Origin of the sequence: Sinimarinibacterium arenosum, from assembly GCF_005047655.1 — a bacterium.
Classification (GTDB): domain Bacteria; phylum Pseudomonadota; class Gammaproteobacteria; order Nevskiales; family Nevskiaceae; genus Solimonas.
In genome coordinates this window covers 66285-91675 of sequence record NZ_SUKF01000001.1, presented here as the reverse complement: position 1 = coordinate 91675, position 25391 = coordinate 66285, and the positions used below count along the sequence as shown (strand labels likewise).

The 25391-nt window shown below is 64.1% G+C and carries 27 protein-coding genes; 13 read left to right on the top strand and 14 right to left on the bottom strand.

Going from position 1 to position 25391, the window contains the following annotated elements; genetic code table 11:
* Window position 1 precedes the first annotated feature (1 nt).
* From nuoC to E4T66_RS00410, 3 genes are read right to left on the bottom strand one after another with little or no spacing between them, the layout of a single operon-like run.
* Window positions 2-1768 carry an NADH-quinone oxidoreductase subunit C/D gene (gene nuoC, locus E4T66_RS00420; RefSeq protein WP_136846948.1) on the bottom strand — a complete coding sequence of 589 codons (1767 nt, stop codon included), beginning with the start codon at window positions 1766-1768 and terminating at the stop codon, window positions 2-4.
* 3 nt (window positions 1769-1771) lie between these two features.
* On the bottom strand, window positions 1772-2407 hold the full coding sequence (locus E4T66_RS00415) for an NADH-quinone oxidoreductase subunit B (RefSeq protein WP_136846947.1): 636 nt from the start codon (window positions 2405-2407) through the stop codon (window positions 1772-1774).
* Window positions 2408-2409: 2 nt separating this feature from the next.
* On the bottom strand, window positions 2410-2763 hold the full coding sequence (locus E4T66_RS00410; RefSeq protein ID WP_136847482.1) for an NADH-quinone oxidoreductase subunit A: 354 nt from the start codon (window positions 2761-2763) through the stop codon (window positions 2410-2412).
* 243 nt (window positions 2764-3006) lie between these two features.
* Between E4T66_RS00410 and nhaB the strand changes: the two genes are divergently transcribed.
* Complete coding sequence (gene nhaB / locus E4T66_RS00405) at window positions 3007-4515, top strand: sodium/proton antiporter NhaB (protein WP_136846946.1); 1509 nt, start codon at window positions 3007-3009, stop codon at window positions 4513-4515.
* A gap of 31 nt (window positions 4516-4546) precedes the next feature.
* Window positions 4547-5401 carry a universal stress protein gene (locus E4T66_RS00400; RefSeq protein ID WP_136846945.1) on the top strand — a complete coding sequence of 285 codons (855 nt, stop codon included), beginning with the start codon at window positions 4547-4549 and terminating at the stop codon, window positions 5399-5401.
* An 18-nt stretch (window positions 5402-5419) separates the two neighbouring features.
* Here E4T66_RS00400 and rimK read toward each other — a convergent pair whose 3' ends face one another.
* Entirely contained in the window at window positions 5420-6325 is a 906-nt protein-coding gene (gene rimK / locus E4T66_RS00395; RefSeq protein WP_136846944.1) for a 30S ribosomal protein S6--L-glutamate ligase, read from the bottom strand.
* Window positions 6322-6783: an ATP-dependent zinc protease family protein gene (locus tag E4T66_RS00390; protein ID WP_248679318.1), complete on the bottom strand. Its 462-nt coding sequence runs from the start codon at window positions 6781-6783 to the stop codon at window positions 6322-6324. Before E4T66_RS00390 ends, rimK begins: the two co-directional genes overlap by 4 nt.
* Before the next feature lie 119 nt (window positions 6784-6902).
* Between E4T66_RS00390 and E4T66_RS00385 the strand changes: the two genes are divergently transcribed.
* From E4T66_RS00385 to E4T66_RS00365, 5 genes are all read left to right on the top strand, one after another.
* Window positions 6903-7214 carry an Mpo1-like protein gene (locus tag E4T66_RS00385; RefSeq protein ID WP_136846943.1) on the top strand — a complete coding sequence of 104 codons (312 nt, stop codon included), beginning with the start codon at window positions 6903-6905 and terminating at the stop codon, window positions 7212-7214.
* Complete coding sequence (locus tag E4T66_RS00380) at window positions 7181-7642, top strand: hypothetical protein (protein WP_136846942.1); 462 nt, start codon at window positions 7181-7183, stop codon at window positions 7640-7642. The genes E4T66_RS00385 and E4T66_RS00380 overlap by 34 nt, the downstream gene beginning before the upstream one ends.
* Before the next feature lie 63 nt (window positions 7643-7705).
* Window positions 7706-9598, top strand: a complete 1893-nt coding sequence (gene mnmG, locus E4T66_RS00375) for a tRNA uridine-5-carboxymethylaminomethyl(34) synthesis enzyme MnmG (protein ID WP_136846941.1) — start codon at window positions 7706-7708, stop codon at window positions 9596-9598.
* Between the two features lie 100 nt (window positions 9599-9698).
* A complete protein-coding gene (locus E4T66_RS00370) occupies window positions 9699-10196 on the top strand; it encodes a DUF3617 domain-containing protein (RefSeq protein ID WP_169577410.1) in 498 nt (165 codons plus the stop codon).
* A gap of 116 nt (window positions 10197-10312) precedes the next feature.
* Entirely contained in the window at window positions 10313-10846 is a 534-nt protein-coding gene (locus tag E4T66_RS00365; RefSeq protein ID WP_136846939.1) for a hypothetical protein, read from the top strand.
* An 87-nt stretch (window positions 10847-10933) separates the two neighbouring features.
* On the opposite strand, the gene E4T66_RS00360 is transcribed toward E4T66_RS00365, so the two are convergent.
* Both E4T66_RS00360 and E4T66_RS00355 read right to left on the bottom strand, forming a co-directional pair.
* Window positions 10934-11695, bottom strand: a complete 762-nt coding sequence (locus E4T66_RS00360; protein ID WP_136846938.1) for a M48 family metallopeptidase — start codon at window positions 11693-11695, stop codon at window positions 10934-10936.
* Window positions 11696-11868: 173 nt separating this feature from the next.
* Complete coding sequence (locus tag E4T66_RS00355) at window positions 11869-12684, bottom strand: ParB/RepB/Spo0J family partition protein (protein ID WP_136846937.1); 816 nt, start codon at window positions 12682-12684, stop codon at window positions 11869-11871.
* Window positions 12685-12752: 68 nt separating this feature from the next.
* On the opposite strand from E4T66_RS00355, the gene folE reads away from it, so the two are divergent.
* Together folE and E4T66_RS00345 are read left to right on the top strand one after the other, a co-directional pair.
* Complete coding sequence (folE, locus tag E4T66_RS00350; protein ID WP_136846936.1) at window positions 12753-13304, top strand: GTP cyclohydrolase I FolE; 552 nt, start codon at window positions 12753-12755, stop codon at window positions 13302-13304.
* Window positions 13305-13394: 90 nt separating this feature from the next.
* Window positions 13395-14387, top strand: coding sequence for an acyl-ACP desaturase (locus E4T66_RS00345; protein ID WP_136846935.1), 993 nt, complete (start codon window positions 13395-13397; stop codon window positions 14385-14387).
* A 66-nt stretch (window positions 14388-14453) separates the two neighbouring features.
* On the opposite strand, the gene E4T66_RS00340 is transcribed toward E4T66_RS00345, so the two are convergent.
* The gene (locus E4T66_RS00340) at window positions 14454-14732 is read right to left on the bottom strand and encodes an acylphosphatase (protein ID WP_136846934.1); all 279 of its coding nucleotides are present in this window, start codon (window positions 14730-14732) and stop codon (window positions 14454-14456) included.
* 30 nt (window positions 14733-14762) lie between these two features.
* Here E4T66_RS00340 and E4T66_RS00335 point away from each other — a divergent pair, with 30 nt between their 5' ends.
* Together E4T66_RS00335 and E4T66_RS00330 are read left to right on the top strand one after the other, a co-directional pair.
* Complete coding sequence (locus E4T66_RS00335; protein ID WP_136846933.1) at window positions 14763-15440, top strand: hypothetical protein; 678 nt, start codon at window positions 14763-14765, stop codon at window positions 15438-15440.
* A gap of 8 nt (window positions 15441-15448) precedes the next feature.
* Window positions 15449-16768: an MATE family efflux transporter gene (locus tag E4T66_RS00330; protein ID WP_136846932.1), complete on the top strand. Its 1320-nt coding sequence runs from the start codon at window positions 15449-15451 to the stop codon at window positions 16766-16768.
* Window positions 16769-16772: 4 nt separating this feature from the next.
* Here E4T66_RS00330 and E4T66_RS00325 read toward each other — a convergent pair whose 3' ends face one another.
* The 3 genes from E4T66_RS00325 to E4T66_RS00315 all read right to left on the bottom strand — a co-directional run bounded on the left by E4T66_RS00325 (window position 16773) and on the right by E4T66_RS00315 (window position 21069).
* Window positions 16773-18038 carry an MFS transporter gene (locus E4T66_RS00325; RefSeq protein WP_136846931.1) on the bottom strand — a complete coding sequence of 422 codons (1266 nt, stop codon included), beginning with the start codon at window positions 18036-18038 and terminating at the stop codon, window positions 16773-16775.
* A gap of 1 nt (window position 18039) precedes the next feature.
* Window positions 18040-19209 (bottom strand): acyl-CoA desaturase, encoded by a 1170-nt coding sequence (locus E4T66_RS00320; protein WP_248679315.1) that lies wholly within the window; start codon window positions 19207-19209, stop codon window positions 18040-18042.
* A gap of 267 nt (window positions 19210-19476) precedes the next feature.
* Window positions 19477-21069, bottom strand: a complete 1593-nt coding sequence (locus tag E4T66_RS00315; protein WP_136846930.1) for a peptide chain release factor 3 — start codon at window positions 21067-21069, stop codon at window positions 19477-19479.
* Window positions 21070-21171: 102 nt separating this feature from the next.
* Between E4T66_RS00315 and E4T66_RS00310 the strand changes: the two genes are divergently transcribed.
* Entirely contained in the window at window positions 21172-22122 is a 951-nt protein-coding gene (locus E4T66_RS00310) for an extracellular catalytic domain type 1 short-chain-length polyhydroxyalkanoate depolymerase (protein ID WP_169577409.1), read from the top strand.
* A gap of 3 nt (window positions 22123-22125) precedes the next feature.
* Here the strand turns inward: E4T66_RS00310 and E4T66_RS00305 are convergent, their stop codons facing one another.
* The 3 genes from E4T66_RS00305 to E4T66_RS00295 all read right to left on the bottom strand — a co-directional run bounded on the left by E4T66_RS00305 (window position 22126) and on the right by E4T66_RS00295 (window position 24154).
* Window positions 22126-22923, bottom strand: coding sequence for an HvfC family RiPP maturation protein (locus E4T66_RS00305; RefSeq protein WP_136846928.1), 798 nt, complete (start codon window positions 22921-22923; stop codon window positions 22126-22128).
* Window positions 22916-23785, bottom strand: a complete 870-nt coding sequence (locus E4T66_RS00300) for an HvfB family MNIO-type RiPP peptide maturase (RefSeq protein WP_136846927.1) — start codon at window positions 23783-23785, stop codon at window positions 22916-22918. The genes E4T66_RS00305 and E4T66_RS00300 overlap by 8 nt, the downstream gene beginning before the upstream one ends.
* 69 nt (window positions 23786-23854) lie before the next feature.
* The gene (locus tag E4T66_RS00295; RefSeq protein ID WP_136846926.1) at window positions 23855-24154 is read right to left on the bottom strand and encodes an HvfA family oxazolone/thioamide-modified RiPP metallophore; all 300 of its coding nucleotides are present in this window, start codon (window positions 24152-24154) and stop codon (window positions 23855-23857) included.
* Between the two features lie 353 nt (window positions 24155-24507).
* Between E4T66_RS00295 and E4T66_RS00290 the strand changes: the two genes are divergently transcribed.
* Window positions 24508-25389, top strand: a complete 882-nt coding sequence (locus tag E4T66_RS00290) for an AraC family transcriptional regulator (protein WP_136846925.1) — start codon at window positions 24508-24510, stop codon at window positions 25387-25389.
* The last annotated feature ends 2 nt before the right edge of the window (window positions 25390-25391 follow it).

Genomic DNA, 25391 nt, shown 5'->3' with positions numbered 1-25391 from the left:
GTCAGCGGTCCACGTCGGCCATGACGAAATCAATCGACGCGATGATCGCGATCAGATCCGGCACCATCACCCCGCGTGCCATCGCCGGAATCATCTGCAGATGCGCGAAGCTCGGTGTGCGGATGCGTGTGCGATAGCTCATCGTGCCGCCATCGCTGGTCAGGTAGTAGCTGTTCAGGCCCTTGGTCGCCTCCACCGTCATCATGCATTCGCCGGCCGGGACCACCGGCCCCCAGGACACGCTCAGGAAGTGATGGATCAGGGTTTCGATGTCCTGCATCGTGCGATCCTTGATCGGCGGCGTCGCCAGCGAATGGCGCGCCTTGTAGTCACCCGCCGGCATGTTGTTCAGACACTGCTCGATGATGCGCAGGCTCTGGCGGATTTCCTCGACCCGCACCAGGCAGCGGTCGTAGACGTCGCCGCGCTTGCCCGTCGGCACGTCGAACTCGAACTGCTCGTAGCCGGAGTACGGCCGCGCCTTGCGGTAGTCGAAGTCGCAGCCGGTCGCGCGCAGGCCCGGGCCGGTCACACCCCACTCGATCGCGGCGTCGGTGTCGTACTCGCCGACGCCGATCGAGCGACGCTTCAGAATGCTGTTGCGCAGCGCCATCTTGTCGTAGTCGACCAGACGCTTCGGCATCCAGTCGAGAAACTCGCGCACGAGTTTGTCCCAACCGATCGGGAGATCAGCGGCGACGCCGCCGATACGGAACCAGGCCGGATGCATGCGGAAACCGGTGATCGCCTCGATCACGTCGTAGGCTTTCTGGCGATCGACGAACATGTAGAACACCGGCGACATGCTGCCAACGTCCTGGGCATAGGTGCCGTAGTACAGCAGATGCGAGGTGATGCGGAAGAACTCGCAGAGCATTACGCGGATGGTCTGCGCGCGCGGTGGCACCGGGATGCCGGCCATGCGCTCGATCGCCATCAGATACGGCAGGTTGTTCATCACCCCGCCGAGATAGTCGATGCGATCGGTGTACGGGATATAGCTGTGCCAGGACTGGCGCTCGCCCATTTTCTCGGCGCCACGATGGTGATAGCCGATGTCCGGTGCCGCCTGCACGATTTCCTCGCCGTCCAGCTGCAGCATCACACGGAACACACCGTGCACGCTGGGATGATTCGGGCCGAGATTGAGGATCATCGTGTCGTGATCGTCGTCGACCGCTTTCATGCCCCATTCCTCGGGCTTGATGCGCAGCGCTTCCTGTTCACGATCGACCCGCGCGGCATCCATCTGCAGACGCTCGGCTTCGGTTGCGCGCGCGTAGTGATCCTTGCGCAGCGGATGTCCTTCCCAGGTCCGCGGCATCATGATCCGCACCAGATGCGGATGGCCGTCGAAGACGATACCGAACAGATCCCAGACCTCGCGCTCGTACCAGTCGGCGTTGGCCCACAGCGCGGTGATCGACGGTAGATGCGGTGTGTCACCACTCAGCGCCACCTTGATGCGGATATCGGCGTTGCGCTGCAGAGAGGTCAGCAGATAGACCACGGTGAAATCGGCCGCCGGCTGACCGTCGCGATGACGACGCTGCCGCTCGTCGATCGCGGTCAGGTCGTACAGCATGCGGTAGGGCTGCGTCACGTCGCGCTTGAGCGTCTTCAACACCGCCAGCAGCTGCGATGCCGGCACCCACAGCGTCGGCACCGCATCGGCGGTCGCCTGCTCCAGCAATCCCGCCCCCGGATAGCGCGACAATAGATCCCCGACGATGCCGGTGGGTCGCGCCTCCTGCAGGACGGCGTTCATGGCTTAGATGGTGTCCGGAGTCCGTAGCGTGGTCGCCGCGCGGCGCGCCTCGGTCCGCGCGTCACGCATCGACAGCTTCGGCATTTCGGTCACCCCCTGCGGACCCACCATCCACGACACTGAGCCGCGTTCTTTCTGGATCGAGTTCTGTAACAGCATCAACGCCTGCAGGAACGCCTCGGGCCGTGGTGGACACCCGGAGATGTAAACGTCGACCGGCAGAATCGTGTCGACCCCCTGCACGACCGAGTAGATGTCGTACATGCCGCCGGAATTGGAGCAGGAGCCCATCGAAATGACCCACTTGGGCTCCAGCATCTGCTCATACAGCAGCTTGATCACCGGCGCCATTTTCAGGAACGGCGTGCCGGAGATGACGATGACGTCTGCCTGGCGCGGCGTCGCACGGATCACCTCGGCGCCGAAGCGCGCCAGATCGTGCGAGCTGGTGAACGCGGTCGCCATTTCGACGTAACAGCACGAAAGCCCGAAGTTGAACGGCCACAGCGAGTTCTTGCGCCCCCAGTTCACTGCGGCCTGGGCCATGTCCTCGAGTCGGCCGAGGAACACACTCTTGCGCACTTGCTCGTCGATGCTCGGCGGCTGGGTCTGATCCAGTCGCTGCAGGGTGTATTCCATGGTCAGCGCCGCCTGGGGTCGGATCGTTGCGGGGACAGCTGGCCCGGACGCCTCGACTTCGGCCCCCAGTCCAGCGCGCCGGTACGCCACAGATAGATCAGCGCCACCAGCAGGATCACAAGGAACACCATGACTTCGATGTAGCCGGCCCAACCGGCTTCGCGCGCAACCGCGCCCCAGGTCATGACAAAGATCGCTTCCAGATCAAAGATCACGAAGAACATCGCGACCAGATAGAACTTAGCGGAGAAGCGTAGCTGCGTACTGCCGCTGGCGACGATGCCGGATTCGTAGGGCGTATTGGTCGCCGCGGTGCGCCGGGTGCGTGGGCCGAGCAAGGCCGACAACCCCAGCATGACGGCGCAGAGGCCGAGTACCAGGACTGCATAGAACGCGACATCAGCTAACGTCGAGCTCGGCTCCACGATGCGCTCCCCGTCATAGCGGTGACGCTACTTCTGCCACAGCCGCACTGCGACATGCAACTCCGGTGCAGCAGCCACCGCACGACGTGCAGCAAAGTCGGTAGACTCAGTGCGCTGCGGATCAACCGCTTCAAGGCCGCCGTCAACCCGCCCGAAACCACCAGGAGAATTCGAATGGTGCAGGCGCTGCCGATCGCTTTTGCGCGCAATTTTCTGGGCCACGCCCCGCCTTGGTACAAGGCCACGATTCTCGCGTTTCTGCTGGCCAACCCGCTGCTGCTGCTGATCGCCGGTCCATTCGTCACCGGCTGGGTGCTGGTGCTCGAATTCATCTTCACGCTGGCGATGGCACTGAAGTGCTATCCGCTGCAGCCGGGCGGCCTGCTCGCGATTGAAGCGGTGGTACTGGGCATGACCAGCGCACACAGCGTCTATCACGAAGCGGAGCTGAATTTCGCGGTGATCATGCTGCTGATGTTCATGGTGGCCGGCATCTATTTTCTGCGCGAGATGCTGCTGTACATCTTCACCAAGCTGCTGGTGAAGGTCCGCTCCAAGCTGATGTTGTCGCTGATGTTCAGCGCCGCGGCCGCGGTGCTGTCGGCATTCCTCGACGCCTTGACGGTCACCGCGGTCGTCATCGCCGTCGCCACCGGCTTCTACACTGTCTATCACAAGGTTGCTTCGGGCCGCGGCTTCGATGACGACCACGACCACAACGACGACGAGCTCGTGCACGATCCGCGCAAGGGCGATCTCGATCGCTTCCGTGCGTTCCTGCGCAATCTGATGATGCACGCTGCGGTCGGCACCGCGCTGGGCGGCGTAACGACGCTGGTCGGAGAGCCGCAGAATCTTCTGATCGGCGAGATCGCGCACTGGGATTTCATCGAATTCTTCCGTCGCGTCGCGCCGGTATCGATGCCGGTGCTCGGCGTTGGCCTTCTGACCTGCGCGGCGCTGGAAAAGCTCGGCTGGTTCAGCTACGGCGCACAGCTGCCGGAGTCGGTCCGTGAAGTGATGGAGCGCTGGGAAACCGAGCAGTCCCGGCAGCGTGACGCGCACATGACCATGCGCCTGCTGATGCAGGCCGCGACCGCGATTTTCCTGATCGTCGGTCTGGCGCTGCATCTGGCTGAAGTCGGCCTGATCGGCCTGACGGTGATCGTGCTGGCGACTGCGTTCAATGGCGTCATCGAGGAGAAACGCCTGGGCCATGCGTTTGAAGAGGCACTGCCGTTCACCGCGCTGCTGGTGACCTTCTTCGCCGTGGTCGCCGTCATTCATGACCAGCACCTGTTCAAGCCGGTTATCGACTACGTGCTGGCACAGCAAGGCACCCGCCAGCTGACCTTGATGTTCGTCGCCAACGGCGTACTGTCGATGATCAGCGACAACGTCTTCGTCGCCACGGTCTACATCACCGAGGTCAAGCAGGCGCTGGACAGCGGGCTGATTTCAACCGACCAGTTCAATCTACTGGCGGTCGCAATCAACGCCGGAACCAACATCCCCAGTGTCGCCACGCCCAACGGCCAGGCCGCGTTCCTGTTCCTGTTGACCTCGGCGCTGGCGCCGCTGATCCGGCTCGGTTACCTGCAGATGATGTGGATGGCGCTGCCGTATACGCTGACGATGTCCGTCAGTGGCCTTCTGGCAACGGTCTTCCTGCTCGCCCCCTGAGCTTACCCGCGAAGCTCGCTCGGAGACGCCCATGCGCCATATTCTGGTTATCGCCGACGCCGGCAGCGGCAACAGCCCGGCACTGAAGCGCGCTGCCGAACTGCAGCAGTCCGAACCAACGCGGCTGAGCGTGATCGGATTCATCCATGAAGCACTACCGCACGATCCACAGCTCGATATCAGTGCGCTGCGCGAAGCATTGCTGGTGCAGCGCCGCCGGCAGCTGACGCGCGCGCTGCAACGCTATGGCATCGACGTGGCTCCGCAGATCCTGTGGGAAAAGCGCATCGCCGAATGGGTCAGTGCACAGGTCGGGAAATTGCGCGTGGACCTGGTCATCAAGACCGGCAACCGCAGCGAAACCTGGCATCACACTCCGACCGACTGGCAGCTGCTGCGCGCCTGTCCGGCGCCGGTGCTGATCGTGCCTCAACGCGCCTGGCGTAGCCGCGGCGCGGTTCTCGCCGCAGTCGATCTGGGGACGCGCCTGCCGGCCAAGCGCGTGCTGAATCTGGCGATCGTCGAGGCTGCTGCAAAGCTTGCGCGAAACACCGGCACCGAATTGCATCTGGCCTACGCGGTTCCGCAATCACCGGTGCTGCGCGATCTCGGCGTCAGCGACCGCCGCCGGCTGGTTGAAGTTGCGCAGCAACGCGCCGACAAATTCATCACAGATCTCCAGGCACGCGGCATCGACGACATCAGCGCACACGTCAAGGCGGGCACACCGTACAAGGTGCTGGTGAGTCTGGCGGCGCAGATCAATGCCCGCACGCTGGTGATCGGCTGCGTCGGGCGCAAAGCACTGTCCGGACGCATCATCGGCAACACTGCCGAGCGCACATTGGGACTGGCCAAGACCGAGCTGCTGGTGCTCAAGCCCTGAGTAACGGCGGGTACCTGCTCAGCCGCGTCCCTTGGTGCGGGTATGTCCGGGGCGCGCGCTGCGCTCGATGAAGTCGACGATGCGTCCGGCCACATCGATGTCACAGGCGGTTTCGACACCTTCCAGGCCGGGTGACGCGTTGACCTCCAAAACCATTGGCCCTTGCGATGTGCGCAGCAGATCAACGCCGGCAACATTGAGACCGATGATCCTGGCCGCGCGCAATGCCATCTCGCGTTCCTGCGGCGTAATCTTGATGGCTTCGGCGCGCCCGCCGCGGTGCAGATTGGCGCGAAACTCGCCAGGTCGCGCGGTGCGCTGGATCGACGCCACCACCTTGTCGCCAACAACGAAGCAGCGCAGATCGCGACCGCCAGCTTCGGCGACGAAGTTCTGCACCAGAAAATAGGCATCCAGTCCGCGAAACGCGTCGATCACCGATTCGGCGGCCTGGTTGGTCTCCGCCAGCACCACACCCTGCCCCTGCGTGCCCTCGACCAGCTTGATCACCATTGGCGCGCCGCCGACCAGGCCGATCAGGCTTTGCGTATCGTCCGGTGAATGGGCAAAACCGGTGCGCGGCATGCCGATACCCTTGCGCGACAACAACTGCAACGCGCGCAACTTGTCACGTGCGCGCGTGATCGCGACCGACTCATTGAGCGAATACACGCCCATCATCTCGAACTGGCGCAGGACCGCCGTGCCATAGAAAGTCACCGACGCGCCGATGCGCGGGATCACCGCGTCGAAATGCCCGAGTTTGCGCCCGCGATACCAGATCTCCGGCTGGCCCGGCCGGATGTTGATGTAACAGCGCAGCACATCAATCACACGCACGCTGTGCCCACGCAGCCTCGCTGCTTCGATCAGGCGCCGCGTCGAATACAGGTGACGATTGCGCGACAGAATCGCGATCTTCATCGATCGCTCCGCAACAGCGGTGCATTGCGCGACGGTCCGGCCAGAAAGCTCGCCGAAGGATCGATGCGGTGCTGTGGACCGAGCGCGCTGCGCCCGAGCAGCATGCGGTAGCGCATGGCGTCACGCGCAGTCAGGGACAATTCAATCGGCCACGCCTCTCCGTGCAGCTGCACCAGTGTGCGGATGAACGGCCGCAGCTCGCGATGTCCGCCAGCGTCGGTGACCCAGCGCTCGTCAATCTGCTCCGCCTCGCACCAGCATGGCCGCGGCAGATGCCGTTGCGGCACGACGGAAAAACGCAGGCGCTGGCCCGGAAGCCGCGCCAGGCCAGCAACGTGCAGCGCCGAACTGCGCGCACCGGTATCGACCTTGGCCTTGATCCGCGCGATCCCCAACGCCGGCAACGCCAGCCATTCGCGCCAACCCAAGGTTATGGCCGCCTGCAGAGTTTCGCTCACCGGTTCTCCTGGGTCGGTGTACGGGCCGACAGCATAGGACGCCTTGTGTTGAGCGGAAATGACCTTTTGAGGATTTCGCACGCCCCCTATACTCTGGCTCGCCCGTCGGGAGGAGCCCCATGACAACACAGACCCGGTATCAGACTTTCGAAGAGTTCTACCCGTACTATCTCCAGGAGCACTCGAATCGCACCTGCCGGCGCCTGCACTTCATCGGCAGCAGCCTGGGTCTGTTGATTGCCGCCTATGCGGTCGTGACCCAATCCTGGTGGCTGATCGCAGTCGCCTTCATTCAGGGCTATGCCTTTGCCTGGGTCGGACATTTCTTCTTCGAGCACAACAAGCCGGCGACATTCCAGTATCCGTGGATGTCATACATGGGCGACTGGAAGATGTGGTGGCAGACACTGACCGGCAAGATCGCGTTCTGAGCAACGCCGCGGCGATCGCTACGGAGCCTGATGGCGCCGCGCTGCTGGCGGCACTGGCCGACTTCAGCCTGCCGCCGGAGCAATTCGGACATCGCAACCACGTGCACGCGGCCTGGCAATGCCTGCGCGCGGCACCGCTGCCGCAGGCAACCGAGCGCTTCTGCAGCTTGCTGATCCGCTATGTCGACCACCTTGGCGCTCGCGACAAATACCACCACAGCCTGACGGTGGCGTTGCTGCACTTGATCGCCGCGCGCATGCGGGACGATCAGGATTGGGAGACGTTCATTGCGGCCCACCCTGAGCTGCTGCACGATGCGCGCGCACTGCTGAGCCAGCACTATTCGCCCGAATGCCTTGGCAGCGACGCGGCACGCCTCGGCTTTGTTGCGCCCGATCGGGCGCCCCTGCCCCGCGCTGATCATTAATTGATCACAAACGCCGGCGCGCGGCGTAGAATGCGCGCCCCAACAGCGTTTTCGCATCCGCGCATGCACCACGACAGCCACACATTCGACGTCATCGTCATCGGCGGCGGCCATGCCGGCACCGAAGCGGCACTGGCGGCCGCGCGCATGGGCTGCGGCACGCTGCTGGTGACACAGAGCATCGAAACGCTGGGGCAGATGTCGTGCAATCCCGCGATCGGCGGCATCGGCAAGGGCCATCTGGTCAAGGAAATCGATGCGCTGGGCGGCCTGATGGCACATGCGGCCGATCGCGCCGGCATCCAGTTCCGCATGCTCAACGCATCCAAGGGACCCGCCGTGCGCGCGACGCGCGCCCAGGCGGACCGCATGCTGTACAAGTGGGTTGTGCGCGAAGCGATGGAGAACCAGCCGAACCTGAGTCTGTTCCAGCAGGAAGTCGACGACCTGATCGTTGAAGGCGGCACCGTACGCGGCGTTGTCACGCGTCTGGGGCTGAAATTCCATGCACCGTCCGTGGTGCTGACCACCGGCACCTTTCTGGGCGGACGCATTCATGTCGGCCTCAGTCAGACCCCGGGTGGTCGCGCGGGCGATGCGCCGTCACTACCGCTGGCCGCGCGCCTGCGCGAGCTGCATCCGCGTGTCGGTCGCCTGAAGACCGGGACACCACCGCGCCTGGACGGCCGCACGATCGACTGGTCGCAGCTGGCCGAACAACCGGGCGATACACCGACCCCGGTGTTCTCGTTTCTGGGCAATGCTGCAGAGCATCCACGACAGGTGCCGTGTCACATCACGCACACCAATGCCGAAACCCACGACATCATTCGCAGCGGCTTCGATCGCTCGCCGATGTTCAGCGGCATCATCGAAGGGACCGGCCCGCGCTATTGCCCCAGCGTCGAGGACAAGGTCAACCGCTTTGGCGATCGTGACCGGCATCAGATCTTTCTCGAACCGGAAGGCCTGAATACCCGCGAGATCTACCCCAACGGCATCTCGACCTCGCTGCCCTACGACATCCAGGAACGCTTCGTGCGCAGCATCCGCGGACTGGAGCGGACGCAAATCACGCGGCCCGGCTACGCCATCGAGTACGACTATTTCGATCCGCGCGATCTGCAATGCTCGCTGGAAACGAAAGTCATCGCCGGGCTGTTCTTTGCCGGCCAGATCAACGGCACCACCGGCTACGAAGAAGCGGCGGCACAGGGCCTGCTGGCCGGCATCAACGCCGCGCTGCGCGTGCGTGGGCAGGCGCCGTGGACGCCGCAGCGACACGAGGCCTACATCGGCGTGCTGGTCGATGACCTGATCACCCTCGGCACAACCGAGCCCTACCGCATGTTCACCTCGCGCGCCGAGCACCGGCTGCTGCTGCGCGAGGACAACGCCGACCAGCGTCTGACCCCGACCGGACGCCAGCTGGGCTTGGTCGACGAGCGGCGCTGGCGTGCCTACAGCGAGAAAGCCGACGCCATTGCCGCCGAACACCAGCGCCTGGACTCGCTGTGGTTGAAACCGGCGCTGCTGGCGCGCGAGGACATCGCGGCCGCCTTCGGTGCCGCGCCCAACGACAGCGGCCTGTCCGGGCTCGATCTGTTGCGCCGTCCGGAAGGCAGTTACGCCATCTTGCAGCGCCTCGGTCTGGCGCCGGAACAGATCGACGTCTGCGTCGCCGAACAGGTCGAGATCCAGACCAAATACGCCGGGTACATCCAGCGGCAGACGCTCGAGATCGAGCGCGTGCGGCGCAATGAAGACACGTCGCTGCCCGACGACTTCGACTATGCGCAGGTAATCGGACTGTCCAACGAAGTGCGGCAGAAACTCGTGGCCCATCGCCCGCAGACCGTCGGTCAGGCTGGCCGCATCTCCGGCGTGACGCCGGCCGCCGTGTCATTGCTGCTGGTTCATCTGAAGAAACGCGGAGCACTGCGTCGCAGCGCCTGACTTCGACAGGACGCGCAAGATTCACAGGCACATGCCGCACTGATCTATGCTGATGTCTGCCGGCGATGCCGCCGGCAGTATCGAACAGCCGGAGCCGCATATGAACAGAATTCTGGGCCTTGCCCTGCTTGCCGTCGCCACCACCACCGCCGCCGCTGACGGCCCCCGTGTGGGGCAGTGGGAATACACGCAGGAAATGACGATCCCGGGCAGCGCTCTGCCCGAAGGCATGCAGATGCCAAAACTGCCCGAGGGCGTGCAACTGCCGCCCGGCATGAGCATGCCGCAGATGGGTCAGCACGGCATGACACAGACGATGAGCTTCCAGCACTGCGTGACTTCCGAAGATATCGTGCCGATGAATAGCGACGACGCTTCGAAGTGCAAGATGACGAAGATGAAGCGCAGCGGCAACAACTTCGAATGGGCCGCCGAGTGCCAGACTCCGGACGGTGTGGCCACCAGTGAAGGCAGTGGCACCTACACCGACGACCGAATGGACGCGACGATCACGTCGAAGATGAACATGCACGGCAAGCCGATGGAGATGAAGCAGACATTGCACGGGCGTTATCTCGGCCCGTGTCCGAAACAATAGACCGCCGCCGGACGTTCAGACTCGGTTCAGCGCGCGCCCCTAAGCTGCAATCCGTCACGTAGCACCACGGGTCCTACGGACTCGAACACAAATCAACGATTGGGAGACTTAAAACCATGATTCGCAAGCTGCTGAGCATCACTGCCGTATCCGCCCTTGCCATTGTTGCGACCCAGGCCATGGCTGCTGACGCCAAGGTCAAGGCCGACGTCTCGGCCGAAGTCGAAGCGCCTGCCGCGATGCACTCGATGAAGTCCGAAGCTCAGGCCCAGGGTCAGGCCGCAATGGAGACCATGGGTGGCGCTGCCACCGCCGGCTCCGAGCAGGGCGTCAGCGCCAAGCAGGCTGGCATGGATGCCGCCGCATCAGCCAAGGCCAACGCGGAAGTGAAAGCCGACGCGATGAAAGCCAAGAGCCATGAGGAAGCCGCCAAGGCCAAGGCAGAAACCAAGGCCGCGATCGGAGCCACCAAGGACGGCGCGAAGAAGGTCGGCGGCGCTGTTGCCGACGGCAGCAAGAAAGCGGTTGGCAAGACTGTTGATGTCACCGGCAAGGTTGCCGGCGGCCTGCTCGGCGCTGTGACGGCCCCGGCCGCCGACGTCTCGGTTGACGCCGATGTCGACGTCAAAGCCGGTGCCAAGGCCGAGTAATCGTCCCCCGAAGTCCTCCGCATCCCCCGCGGAGGCACCCCGGCCCTCCCGCTTCACAGCGGGGGGGCTTTTTATTGCGCTCAGCGACTAAGCGCCGCGCGCACGCCGCTTCGGCAGATAGTGGTGCAGGTGATGGCCATGGTCACGCAGCCAGCGGCGATGCTGATCGAAATCCGGCAACTGCTGCTCGACCAGGGCCCAGAAGCGTTCCGAATGATCCATATGCACGCGGTGACACAACTCGTGCACCACGACATAGCGGAACACCGCAGGCGGCGCCATGACCAGCCGCCATGACAGGCTGATGGTGCCATCCGGACCGCAGCTGCCCCACTGCGTGTGCGGGTCGGCAATGCCAAGGTCACGCCAGTACACCCCGAGCCGCTGCGCTTCTTCGTTGAGCAGGCGGCGCGCGTCCAGCTGTGCGCGATGCATCAATTCCCGCTTCAGCGCCAGTGCGAGGCGCTGCGGTTGATCCTGGCACTGCGACGGCACGAACAGGGTGATACGTTCGGCTTCGATACGCACCGCCAGATGCCTCAGGCGTGCCGGTTCGACCATCACCGGCACCAGCGTACCGCGCAGCAGGATTTCGTCGGTGCCGTCCCAGCGCGGCAGTGGCGGCAGCGGGTCGGCCACGGCGCGCTCGGCGAAGGCATCCAGCTTCGCACGCACCCACTCGGTGCGCGACTGCAGGAACGCCAGCGCATCAGCGCGCGGCACCCAGCGCGGGTATACCAGCACGACCTCGCGCTCCGGGTGCACCTCGATACGGATGTTGCGCGCCTTGGTACTGACCCTTTCGCGCAAACGGTATTCGGCGTTGAACAGTTCGAGCTGTTGTGTCATCGGCGCCTCACATGCAGCCGTGCATCCGGGGAACTGTCATATGACAGTGTCAGCGGTAATTTTTTGTTCATGTCCGGAGCCAGCCCCCAAAACTACGGCGTTTGCTGCGCCGCACATGGCATTTATCCACAAGCTTATCCCCGCCGCCTGTCGATAAATCCCACACGCCGGTCTCACCGCGCAACGTAGCCGATGCGAGCCAGAACGCCATCCAGTTCGTCCAGCGAATGAAACTTGACGCGTAGTTCACCTTTTCCACTGGCATCGGCCTGCACGGTCACCGGGCACGCCAGATGATCCGACAACTCACGCTCGAGCCGCTGCCAGTCTCCGGGCTTGCCCGGCGTGAATACGATCTTGCGATCGCGCGATGCCGACACCCGGCGCTCCAGCTGGCGCACGGTCAGCTTCATGCGGATCACTTCATCGGCCCAGCGGATCTGCTCGTCGATCGGCACGCCCGCCAGCACCTTGGCATGACCGAGCATCACGTGCCCTTCATTGACCAGGGCCTGCACCGTTGGCGCCAGATTCAGCAGACGCAGATAGTTGCTGACATATTCGCGCGACTTGCCGATGCGTTCGCCGATCTGCTCATGCGTCATCTCGAACACTTCACCGAGACGCTTGAGCCCCGATGCCGCTTCCATCGGCGTCAACGACTCGCGCTGCAGGTTCTCGATCAGGCCCACCACAAAGGCTTCGGTGTCCGACAGATCGTCACGCACGATCGCCGGAATCTCATGCAGCTCGGCCAGCTGCGCCGCGCGCCAGCGGCGTTCTCCGGCCAGCAGCTCATAGCCCCACACGCGTGTACGCAGCACCACCGGCTGGATCACACCGGATTCACGGATGCTGCGCGCCAGCTCAGCCAGGGCCTCGGGCTTGAAATGCTGGCGCGCCTGCTGACTGCCCGGACGAATCAGATCGATCGGGATCTGGCGAATGGCGGCGGGCGACGCCGGGCCTGCGGGTTTGGAGCGACTCATCCGTTTATTGTAAGTGTCCGTATTGGTGACCATGTGATAATCCCGCAATATTTCCGAGCAGGCAGGCCATGGAAGAGAACTATCGCGCCATCATCGAGGCGATCGGAGAGAACCCGGACCGCGAAGGGTTGCTGCGCACGCCCTACCGTGCGGCGCGCGCAATGGAATTCCTGACCCAGGGCTACGAACAGGACATCAACGAGATCATCAACGGCGCGGTGTTCGAGTCGAGCAACGACGAGATGGTCATCGTCAAGGACATCGAGATGTACTCGATGTGCGAGCACCATCTGCTGCCCTTCATCGGCAAGGCACACGTGGCCTACCTGCCCAGCGGCAAGGTGATCGGACTGTCAAAGATCCCGCGCATCGTCGACATGTTTGCGCGACGTCTGCAGATCCAGGAAAACCTGACGCAGCAGATCGGTGAATGCATTGCCGAAGTCACGCACGCAGTCGGCGTCGCGGTCGTCATCGAAGCGAAGCATTTGTGCGCAATGATGCGCGGCGTCGAAAAACAGAATTCATCGATGATCACGTCGGTGATGCTCGGGCGTTTCCGCGAGGATCCGACCACACGCAAGGAATTCCTCGATCTGATCCGGCAACGCGGCTGCTGAGCGGACTCGGCCACCCGTCGCGGCAAGCCGGGTAGAATCCGAGCCAGGCCCGCGATTCGCCTTCCTCATCCACGATCTGGAAACCGCCCCATGTCGCAGAAACCCGCCAATACCGATCTGCCGAGTCAGCGCGAAGTTCTCAACGCGCTGTCGCCCTTTGTGACCGAACTGACCCAGCGTCATCTCGACAGCCGCAAGCTGTGGATGCCGAGCGATCTGCTGCCTGCACACGAGCAAACTGATGCCGAGCACGATGCGGACATGCAGAAGCTGCGCGAACGCGCGCGGGGTCTGCCCGACAGCGTGCGCGTTGCGGTGGCGCTGAATCTGCTGACCGAGGAAGGTCTGCCGCATTTCCATCGTCTGATCGCGATTTACATGGGCTACGAAGGCGCGTGGGCGACCTGGAACAACATGTGGACTGCCGAAGAGGATCGCCACGGCTGCATCCTGCGCGACTATGTCCGCGATGCCCGCATCTTCGACATGCGCGCGCTGGAACAGCTGCAGTACGAGTACATCGAAGCCGGCTTCAACCCGCAGTGGCAGGATGATCCGTATCGGCTGCTGGCGTATACCAGCCTGCAGGAGAAAGCGACGCAGACCGCGCACGCCAACGCCGGTCGCATTGCGGGGCAATACGACCCGCTGCTGCAGCGCATCCTCGCGCATATCTCGGCCGACGAATCCCGTCACTACGCGTTCTATCGCGACGCGTTCGCGGAAGTGCTGAAACAGGACAGCAACCGCGCGCTGGCGGCACTGGCAGCCGTTGCGCCGGCGCTGGCAATGCCCGGCCACACCATCGCCGGCTACGCGCAGATGTCCGAGGTCGAACGCCGCGCCGGCATCTATGGTCCGCGCGAATACCTGAAGCTGGTCGAAGACCTGGTCAGACACTGGACGATCGACAAGCTGACTGGCCTGTCGTCGGTTGGACGCGCGGCGCAGGACAAGCTGATGCAGCTGCCGACCCGACTGGCCCGCATAGCCGAGTACGTCGAATCCAAGGCGCACACGCGCAGCTTCTCATTCGACTTCATCTACCAGCGTGCCTTCGAGATGGCGGTCGGCACTCGCTGAAGTTGGGTGCGCCAGCGATATTCGCTGGCTGGCGCCGCTTGATTCCCGATTGCTGCCGGAACGCGATCAGGCCGATGCCCGCAGATGGAAGCCGCGTGGTGGCGCTTCCTCACATGCGAGCCATTCCAGCGATTCAACCCGTGCCTGCGGCGGCCCATGCCGCAGCCACTCTCGCAGCGTCTGCAAGCCCGCCTCGGCGCCGGAGGCCACGCCTTCGACCCGCCCGTCGGTCCGGTTCATGACCCAGCCATCGAGGCCCAGCTCGCGCGCGGCAGCAATCGTCGACTGCCTGAAAAAGACGCCCTGCACGCGCCCGCTGACGATGAAGCGATATGATGCTGCCATGGAGAAGTTGACCCAGACCGTCCAGCGGCCATGTTAAAGCGCATTCGCCAACGCTTCAGCGGCGCCAGAGCGCCGAAAGCGCAGCCGGCTGGCGGCGTGCGTGAACGTCTGGCGTTTTCGGCTGAATTGCCGCTGGGCCAGGACGCGCCGCTATGGCGCGTGCAGTTGCACATGGTCACCGAGCCCCAGGCCGACGGGGAGCGCACACGTCTGCGCGCGCACATCCAGACCAATTTCGCGAGTGCTTTGCGGCCGGCACTGGCGCCACGCGCCGACACGGACCGCCCGGCGCTGTCGCACACTTCGAGCGGCACCGGCCTGAGTCTGGTCCAGCGCGCCGGCGGCGTCGCCCAGCGCGTGGCGCAGCATGCACTGGAGATCCCCGGCGTGCGCGCGCTGGCCGAACCGCTGCTGCAGCTGGATCTGAATACCTGGATCGAAATCCAGTCATCGACCGCTTCGCTGTCCGAAGGCAGCCATCAGTTGCTGCCGCAGGCCGACAAGCTGGCGCGTCTGGGCATTGTGCCCAAGCGCGCCCTGGACCAGCCGATGGCCGAGACCTGGTCCGGCGACGGTCCGGACGGATTTGCCCAGGTTTCGGTGCTGCAGATCGAGAAGCGCCATTTGCCGGATCGCCTGCGGGAAATGCTGGGTGAGCAGCCGTTCTCGCTGGCCGCCGCGATCGTCAACACCGCGCAGCAAAAGTAATCTCGGACATGGACCCGCGCCGACGCGAGGTGCTGGGCTTGGCCTTGCCGATCCTCGGCGGCATGGCATCACAGAATCTGCTGAATCTGGTCGATGCGTGGATGGTCGGCTCGCTCGGCCCCGCCGCCTTGGCGGCCACCGGACTCGGCGGCTTTCTGAACTTCATGGCGGTGGCCTTCATCACCGGCTTTTCACCCGCGGTGCAGGCAATTGCCGCACGGCGCATCGGCGAAGGCAGCCCCGAACTGGCCGGCGCCCCGCTCAACGGCGGCCTGCTGCTGTCGGTGGTCATCGGCGTGCCATTGTCTGCACTGCTGATCCTGCTCGCACCGACGATTTTCTCCGCGCTGAATCATGACGCTGACGTCGTGCGCGAGGGCGTTCCGTACCTGCAATGGCGACTGTTGTCGGTTGCCGCCGTTGGCATCAATTTTTCGTTCCGCGGCTACTGGAGCGCGGTCAAGCAGACACGCTTCTACATGCAGACGCTGGTGTCGATGCATCTGCTGAATGTGATCTTCAGCTACGGCCTGATTCACGGTGTCGCCGGACTGCCACAGATGGGCACCGCCGGAGCCGGACTCGGCACGACGCTGGCGGTGTTCTGCGGCAGCGCCATGTACATCACGCTGGGTCTGCGCAACGCTCGCGATTCCGGCTTTCTGGTGCAGCGGCCCGACCGGGTGCAGCTGGGCAACCTGCTGCGCATCGGCCTGCCGTCATCGATCCAGCAGTTGCTGTTTTCGAGTGGCTTCGCCGCGATGTTCTGGATCATCGGCCAGATCGGCACCGCAGAGCTGGCCGTCGCCAACGTGCTGACCACGATCACGCTGACCGCGATCCTGCCCGGCATCGCCCTGGGCATCTCCGCGGCCACACTGGCCGGACAGGCACTGGGCCGCGGGGATGCAGTCGATGCACACCGCTGGGTCTGGGACAGCTATCGCGTCGGCATCTGGATCTTTGGTGCGCTGGCGTTGCCGATGCTGCTGCTGACGCGCCCGGTGCTGGCGGTCTTCGTGCACGACCCCGCCGTGGTCGAACTCGGCGTCGTACCACTGCGACTGGTCGGCGCGACGATCCTGCTCGACGGCCTCGGCCTGATCATGATGCAGGCACTGCTCGGGGTCGGCGCCAGCAAACTGGTGATGACGGTGGCCTCGGGTCTGCAATGGCTGGCGTTTCTCCCGGTGGCTTGGCTGCTCGGCCCGGTACTCGGCTTCGGCCTGACGACGGTCTGGATCGCCATGGGAAGCTACCGCCTGATCCAGGCAGCGATCTTTACCGTCGCGTGGGAGCGTCGCAGCTGGGCCCGGATCAGCGTCTGATCGCTCAGCCGCGCACTTCGTGCGTCAGGCGTTCGTCGAACAGGGCGCGCGAGCGGCGCCAAATTGCAGCGACAACACCCAGGGTCATCGCGCCCCCGAACAAGACCGACGGGACGGTGCCGATCAGGCGCGCGGCCGCACCCGACTCGAACGCGCCCAGCTCGTTCGACGAACTGATGAAGATGCTGTTCACCGACTGCACCCGTCCGCGCAGATGATCCGGCGGCACGATCTGCAGAATGGTCTGCCGAATCACCACGCTGATGCTGTCGCAAGCGCCGGTCAGGAACAGCGCCAGCAACGACAGCCACATCTGCCGCGACAGCGCGAACACCAGGGTCGCAACACCGAAGCCAAGCACGGCCAGCAGCAGATTGCGCCACGGCCGTCCGGTCGGCGGCAGCCAGGCACAGGTCAGGATCGTCAGCACCGCGCCCAGCGCCGGCGCCGCACGCAGCCAGCCGAGCCCTTCCGGACCAACCTTCAGGATGTCCTCTGCAAAGATCGGCAGGATTGCGACAACACCGCCAAACAACACCGAAAACATGTCCAAAGCCAGTGCGTACAGAATGATCGGCGTGCGGCGCACATAGCCCAGACCTTCACGCAGCGATTGCCACAGTGCCGTCTGTTCCTTTGGGTCCGGCGGCACCGGGCGTGGTGCGATACCGGCCACCAGCCATTGGCAGCACAGCAGCAGCGCCATCACCCCCAGCAGCGATCCGGACAGTCCGACCGCCGCATAGGCAAACCCTGCGGCAACCGGCCCCAGGATCGCACCGGCCTGCCAGCAACTGCTCGACCAGGTCGCGGCATTTCCGTACACCTCGCGCGGCACCAGGAAGGCACGCAGTGACGACGCGGTGGGCGACAGCACGCCTCGCGCCAGGCCCAGTACCGATACCGACAGATACACCGCCCACAGCCATCCGGTACGAGACAAGGTTTCGCGCACCCATGGCTGCGACAGCAGCCACAACAGCAGCGAAGCCAGCAGAATCACGCCGAGGCTGATGCGGATCAGGCCGCGCTTTTCACGGCGGTCCGCCAGATAGCCACCGAACAGCGCCAGCCCGATGAACGGCACCGCTTCGGCGAGACCGATCAGACCCAGCGACAAGGGGTCTCCGGTAATGCGGTACAGCTCGTAGGCCAGCGCAATTTCCTGGATCAGCAGCGCGCAGGTCAGCAGGAAGCTGGCACCGATCAGGCGCCGGAACTCGGGGAAACGCAGTGCCGCAAAGGCGTCGTGACGAGCGACCGTGCTCAACTCAGGCTGCAGCCGGAACCCGTTCCAGGCGCAGCATCACCGACTGCGCCAGCATCTCGCGCGCACGTGTGACGATCTCTTCCATCGCCGGCGTCCGCGCAAACTTGCGGCGGGCGCGACGGTACAGCTGGTCCAGACTCGGCAGCTCGGCGTGCACCACCTGCGTCAGCTGCTCGCGGCCATGCGCCATCTGCTCGTGCCAGCGACGGCGCCAGTCATCGAAGCTCGCGCCCGGATGCAGCTCGGCCCAGCGCGCCTGCATGCGGCGCACGATGCGGTCGGCCGAAAACGAATTGGCCAGCGCCTCGGCGATCCGATCCTTCAACTCCGGAGAGACCGGACGCTGGCCTTCCAGCACGTGCGGCGGCGGATCGCGCAGATCCGACACCAGCCCCAGCAGCGCGAGTCCACGCAGCACGTAATAGGTGATGTCGACTTCCCACCAGCGGAAACCCTGGCGCGCCGATGCCATGTAGTAGTGATGATTGTTGTGCCAGCCCTCGCCCAGCGACAGCAACGCGAACAGCCAGTTGTTGCGCGAATCGTCACCGGTCAGATAACGCTGCTTGCCAAAGACGTGCACCAGCGAATTGATGCAGAAGGTGCCGTGCCACAGCAGCACGGTCGACCAGATGAACCCGACCACCAGCGCTGACCAGCCGCCCAGCACCCACACGCTCAGGCCCAGGATCGTGCCCGGCACCCAGTGATATTTGTCCAGCCACACCAGTTCCGGATATTTCGAGAACTCGGCGATGCGCGCATAGTCGGCCTCCTGCGCCTGGGCGTTGAAAATCCAGCCCATGTGCGCAAACCAGAAGCCGTGCTGACGCGGCGAATGCGAATCCAGTGGCGTGTCCGAATACTTGTGATGATCACGGTGCTTGGCGGCCCACCACAGCGCCCCGGACTGCAGCGAAGACTGCGCCAGCGCTGCCAGCAGGAACTGCATCACCCGCCCGGTCTTGTACGCCTTGTGCGCGAAATAGCGGTGATAGCCGGCGGTGACGCCGAACATGCGGATCGCGTACAGACCCAGACACAACCCGATGTCCTGCCACTGCACGCCGGTCCAGATCGCGCCGAAACAGGCGAGATGGATCGCCACGAACAACACCATCATCGGCCAGCTTGCAGGGTCGATCCGGCGGGACTTCAGGGGTGCTTTCATCAAAATCTCAAAGTGAAAAATCCGACGCAATACACCCTAGGGTGCCGGTCGACCGCTGCAGTGTGCAGCCATTTCGGACAGCCGGACGCATCCGAGTGACGTAACGCGACAATCGTTGTCGCTCATCGCCGAACCCGCGGTAGAGCCCCATCGAGGCGTACGGAAACCCGGAGTCAGGGGTCGGTTCGGGCCACTGAACGGTACACGACGACACTCCCACGGTCCAACAACCGTCATGCACGACGGACACGGCAAGCCGCAGCACGACTAGCCGTGTTCCTTGGTGTCCAAGAATTGCACGTCGGGATGACGTTCGCGTGTCATCGACAGGTTGACCGCCGACGAGGCCAGATAAACCAGGTCGCCGTAGTGGTCCTTGGCCAGGCGCGATTCATTCTTCTCGACAAACTCGGCAAAGCGCTTGGCGTCGTTGCAGACAACCCAGCGTGCGGTGTTGACCTGTACCGGTTCGAACACTGACTCGACGCCATATTCGTCGCGCAGGCGGTACTGCACCACATCGAACTGCAGCACGCCGACCGCGCCCAGAATGATGTCGTTGTTGCTGATCGGCCGATACACCTGGGTCGCGCCTTCTTCGGACAGCTGATCCAGGCCCTTGTTGAGCTGCTTGGCCTTCAGCGGATCCTTCAGGATCACGCGACGGAACAGCTCCGGCGCGAAGTTGGGCACACCGGTGAAGCGCAGGGCCTCGCCTTCGGAAAACGAATCCCCGATCGCAATCGTGCCGTGATTGTGCAACCCGATGATGTCACCCGGGAAAGCGGTGTCCACGGTCTCGCGCTCGCTGGCCATGAAGGTCAGCGCGTTGGCGATGCGCACCGGACCGCCGAGACGCACGCTGTGCAGCAGCATGCCCTTGCGATACGTCCCGGAGCAGACCCGCAGAAACGCGACGCGATCGCGGTGCTTGGGGTCCATGTTCGCCTGAATCTTGAACACGAAACCACTGAACGCGGCCTCGTCGGTCGCGACGACGCGCTCGCCATCGGACACCAGCGCGGTACGCGGTTGCGGTGGCGGTGCCCACTGGGTGAAGCCGTTGAGCAGCTCGCGGATGCCGAAATTGTTGATCGCGGCTCCAAAGAAGACCGGCGTCAGCTTCGCCGCACGGTAGTCGTCAAGATTGAACTCGTTGCCGGCCATCTGCACCAGCTCGATCTCGTCGAGCAGGGTCTTGTACACGCTGCCGAAACGCTCGGCCAGACCCGGAGCATTCAAACCCTCGATGGTCTCGATCGTCGACATCTTGTGCTTGTCGCCGGAGTACAAATAGAAGCGGTCCTCCAGCAGGTGATAGACGCCCTTGAAGTCGCGGCCCATGCCCAGCGGCCAGGTGATCGGCGTGCACTGCAATCCCAGTACCTTCTCGACCTCGTCGAGCAGATCCAGCGGCGGCCGACCCTCGCGATCAAGCTTGTTGATGAAGGTGACGATCGGCGTATCGCGCAGACGGCAGACCTCCATCAGCTTGATCGTGCGCGCTTCGACGCCCTTGGCGACGTCGATCACCATCAATGCCGAATCCACCGCAGTCAGCGTGCGGTAGGTGTCCTCTGAGAAGTCTTCATGCCCCGGCGTATCCAGCAGGTTGACGATGCAGCCGTTGTACGGGAACTGCATCACCGAGGTCGTCACCGAGATACCGCGCTGCTGCTCCAGCGCCATCCAGTCGGATGTCGCGTGGCGGCTGGCCTTGCGGCCCTTGACGGTACCGGCGAGCTGGATCGCGCCACCGAACAGCAGCAGCTTTTCGGTCAGCGTGGTCTTGCCCGCGTCCGGATGCGAAATGATGGCGAACGTCCGGCGACGCGCCGCCTGCTCGGCGACTGCATTCATGGGGTCGGCAATTGTGAAAAGGACGCGAATTGTAGCGGTAGACGCCCCGCATCACAGCCGGGCATAGTGTTTCCGCTCCCGCCCCCCCCTGGATGCCCGTCGATGCACTTACGTCTGACTTTTGCTGCCTGCTGCGTGCTGGCGGCCTCGTTGAGCGGCTGTTTCGGCACCGACGACAGCCCCGAGGTCACTCGCAGCGTCAGCGTGGACGGCATCACGCACAGCTATCACCTGTTCATTCCTGCCCGCGCGCGCTCGTCCGCGGCGCCGATGGTGATTGCGCTGCACGCCGGCGGCAGCAATGCGCAGACGATCGAAGACATGACGCATCTGCACGATACCGCCCGGCGCGAGGGCTTTCTGTACATGCGCCCGGAGGGCTACAACGCCGCCGACCTGGTCTTCCGCACCTGGAACGCCGGCAGTTGCTGCGGCGGCGCTGAAGAAGCCGGCATCGACCATGTTGCGGTGATTTCACGCATGATCGACGACGCCGAATCGATTGCCCACGTCGACCCCAAACGGATCTTCGTGACCGGCCACTCCAACGGCGGCATGATGGCCTACCGCCTGGCCTGCGAGCTGTCCGATCGCATCGCAGCGATTGCGCCGAACGCCTCGTATCTGATGAACCGCGACTACGACCGGCTGCTCAAACCGCTGGTATTCGCCTGCCAGCCTTCGCGGCCAGTGCCGGTCCTGCACATGCATGGCTTGTCCGACACCTGCGCACCGTATGACGGCGGGCAGAGCACCGGCCCGGAAGGCGGTCAGCGTCCGCCGGTACAGGACAGCATCGATGCCTTCGTCGCCAACAATCGCTGCAACGCCGAACCGGTGCAGACCTACAGCAACGGTGATTCGCATTGCCTGACTTTTTCCGGCTGCGAAGACGGCGCAGACGTGGTGCTGTGCACCACCGATAGCGCCGGCCACGTCTGGGCCGGCAGCCCGGACCTGGGCGCCGAAGGCGTATGCGGCGGCCAGACCACCGAGGCGCTGGACGCCAACAGCATGCTCTGGGACTTCTTTTCGAAGCACCCGATGCCGTAACGCTTAGCTGGAAGCGGCCTCCTCGGGAGCGCCACGTCGGGTACCGAGCACAACGTCGCGTTCGCGCAATTGCAGCAGCAGACGATGCCCTTCGGCGATGACTTCAGACTCGCCTGGACGCCCAAGCTCCGCGGCAATGCGTTCCAGCAGCATGGCGCCGGTCTCGGCCGGCCCGGCCTCGATCATCTGCAGCAGGCGTGCAGCCACCGGATTGAGCTCGAGAAAGCGCACCCGATCCTGCCGGTCACGGTTGACCACCAGATAGGTCGGCGCAAGACCGGGCGCCTCCGGAATATGCCCCGGCCCGATACGGTGCACCGGCCAGTCGTAAGCCAGCACCCAGGCCAGAGGCGAAAGCTGCGGCACGCCGCGCAACAGATCGCCGTTGGGGTCGGCCAACTCGGGCGTCAGCTCCTGCGGATCGATCGACAACGACAGCTCGACCCATTCGTAGTGCGCCAGATCCCGCAGAAACGGCGGATCATCTGCATGCTCGCCGCGTTCCTGTTCGAGATACCGCAGGAACTCTTCAGGCACGCGGTGAAACTGCGGGGCGCTGCAGCAATGCCGCGCATAGAAGTCACGGACGCGCGCATGCCAGACGGCATCGTCCGAAATCCTGCGCAGCACCGGGAACGCCCCGGCCAGACAGTCCTCGACGTTGTTGTAGAACAGATCCCGATAGATCTTCAGACGGCGCTGCTCGGCGCCGCCAAAAGCGTGCCGCTCCGGCGCCCTCAGGTGCGCGGCAAAAGCCAGCTGCAGCTGACGAAAGTCCTGCTCCGGAACCGGGTCAGCCATCGACGGCTCGTGCGATTGCAGCATGCCGCGCCTGAATCGTGCGGATCTGCTCGACCTCCCGCATCAGATCCGGCAATGGCGGAATGTTGAAGTCTCGCTCCAGCAGTGTCGGCAGCACACCGAAGCGGGCATAGGCGCGGTCCAGCAATGCCCAGACCGGATCGATCACATCAGAGCCATGCGTATCGACGCGCAGATCCTCGGCTTCGACGTAGTGTCCGGCGATGTGGACATAACGGATCCGCTCACCCGGCAATCCGTCCAGAAATGCCGCGGCGTCATAGCCGTGATTGATGCTGTTGACGTAGATGTTGTTGACGTCGAGCAGCAGGTCGCAGTCGGCGCGCTCGACCACCGCCCTGATGAACTCCAGTTCGGTCATGTCGGTTGCCAGCGTCAGGTAGTAACTGGCGTTTTCCAGCGCAATCCGGCGCTGCAGCAGATCCTGCACCCGACGCACCCGGGCGGCGACGTATTCGACCGCCTCGGCGGTAAACGGGATTGGCATCAGATCGTACAAATGCCCGTGGTCGGAGCAATAGGTCAGATGCTCGGTGTAGTCGGCGATGCCATGCCGATCCAGAAACTGCTTGATCTCCAGAACAAAGGCTTCATCCAGCGGCGCCGGACTGCCGATCGACAATGACAGCCCGTGCGTTGCAAACGCGTAGCGCTCGGTCAGCGCACGAAATGCGCGGCCAAGTCGTCCGCCAATGCGCATCCAGTTTTCCGGTGCGACTTCGAGAAAGCCCAGTGCACTCTGCGTGCGCTCGGTCAACGGTGCCAGCAGACTGCGACGCAGCCCCAGCCCTGCACCGCTGACCGCAGCACGCGACTGCGGCCCCGGCGTCAGCTGGCGCATCAGAGGACGGCACGGGCCAAGCCCGTGCCGCCTGCTGCATGCACGATGCCCATCATCGGGCACATGCAATTACTCGCCCGTCTTCTCGCCGCACTTGGCTTCGCCGCATTTGGCTTCAGCCTTCTTCTCGCCGCATGCCGCTTCAGTGCTCTTGTCCGTGCTGGTGGCTTCGGTCTTCTTCTCGCCGCACTTGGCTTCGCCGCATTTGGCTTCACCGCACTTGGCTTCTGCGGACTTGTCTTCGCCGGCCGCCACCATGTAGCCCGCACCGAGATCGGCGGTCTGGAACACCGAGGCCTGTGCGGCAAAGCCGGTCAGGGCAAATGCGGCACCCAGGGCGACGGCGAGGGGTTTGCGCGTATGGTTCATGTGTCAGTCTCCTACTGCTGAGTGATTGAGCCTTTGGCGCTGCAGTATTGCGCTTCAGGTGGGAAAAGTCGTCTGTGCCCGGGTCGCAGGCTTCCTGCCGCTCCGCTCACAGCATCAGATACGGAGAATCCGGCGATCCGGATGACGTCACCGAATCAAATGCGCCATCGATGCGTACCCGTACCCGGATCCGGGCAGCACGGGATCGAACTTCCGCAACAAATCAGCGGTCAAGCAGGCTCGACCCCACCGTCCAGCCGGAATCACCGATCATGTCCGTACTGTCCAGCGACGCCAGTGCCGATGGTAGTCTTGTCCTTATTGAGACTGCTGCGCCAATGGGTCCGGAATTTATGACTGAAACACCCGATGATTCCGCGCTTGACGCTGTGCTCAACGCCTACCAGCTGCGCGCCCGGATCACCGACAACCCGCAGCTTTGCGGACGCTGGCGCGAGCCGGAAGACGCCGGCCCCAGAGCCTACTTTCATCTGGTTGATCAAGGTATGTGCTGGGTCGAGTCCGCCTGCCTCGACACACCGGTGCGCCTGGACGCGGGCGACCTGATGCTGCTGCCGCGGGGCACAGCCCACGTACTGACCAGCGAGCCGGAGCCGGGACCGGACGATGCCTGCTTCTCCACGCTGCTGTGCGGCGAGTTCGGCTTTGATGGCGGTGGCCGTGCCAATCCGCTGCTGGACGCACTGCCGGACTGCCTCGTGGTACGCGCCGTCGACGCCGGTGACGCTTACCGCAGCATCGGAACACTGCTGCGCTCCGAATCGCACCGGCATGACTTCGGACGCCAGGCCGTCATGGACAAGCTCGCCGATGCGCTGTTCACGATGGCGGTACGCCACCACCTGCGCACGGACCCGCGGCGCCGCGGCTTGCTCGCCGGGCTGGCCGACCCGCGATTACGCCAGGCGCTGGATGCAATGCACCAGGATCCCGGCCGCAGCTGGAGCGTTGCCCAGCTGGCCCAGATCGCCTGCCTGTCCCGCACCGCGTTCGCGCAGCGCTTTTCCGAAACGATCGGACAGAGCCCGTTTCAGTATCTGACGGTTTGGCGCATGACGCTGGCGCTGGATCTTCTGCGCAACCCGCGCTTGTCCGTCGCCAGCGTGGCAGAACGGCTGGGGTATCAGACCGAAGCGGCCTTTCGCCGCAGCTTCAAGCGGATTCACGGCAGTGGGCCGGGGCGCTACCGGCTCGGCGGCGCACTCGCCGCCTGACG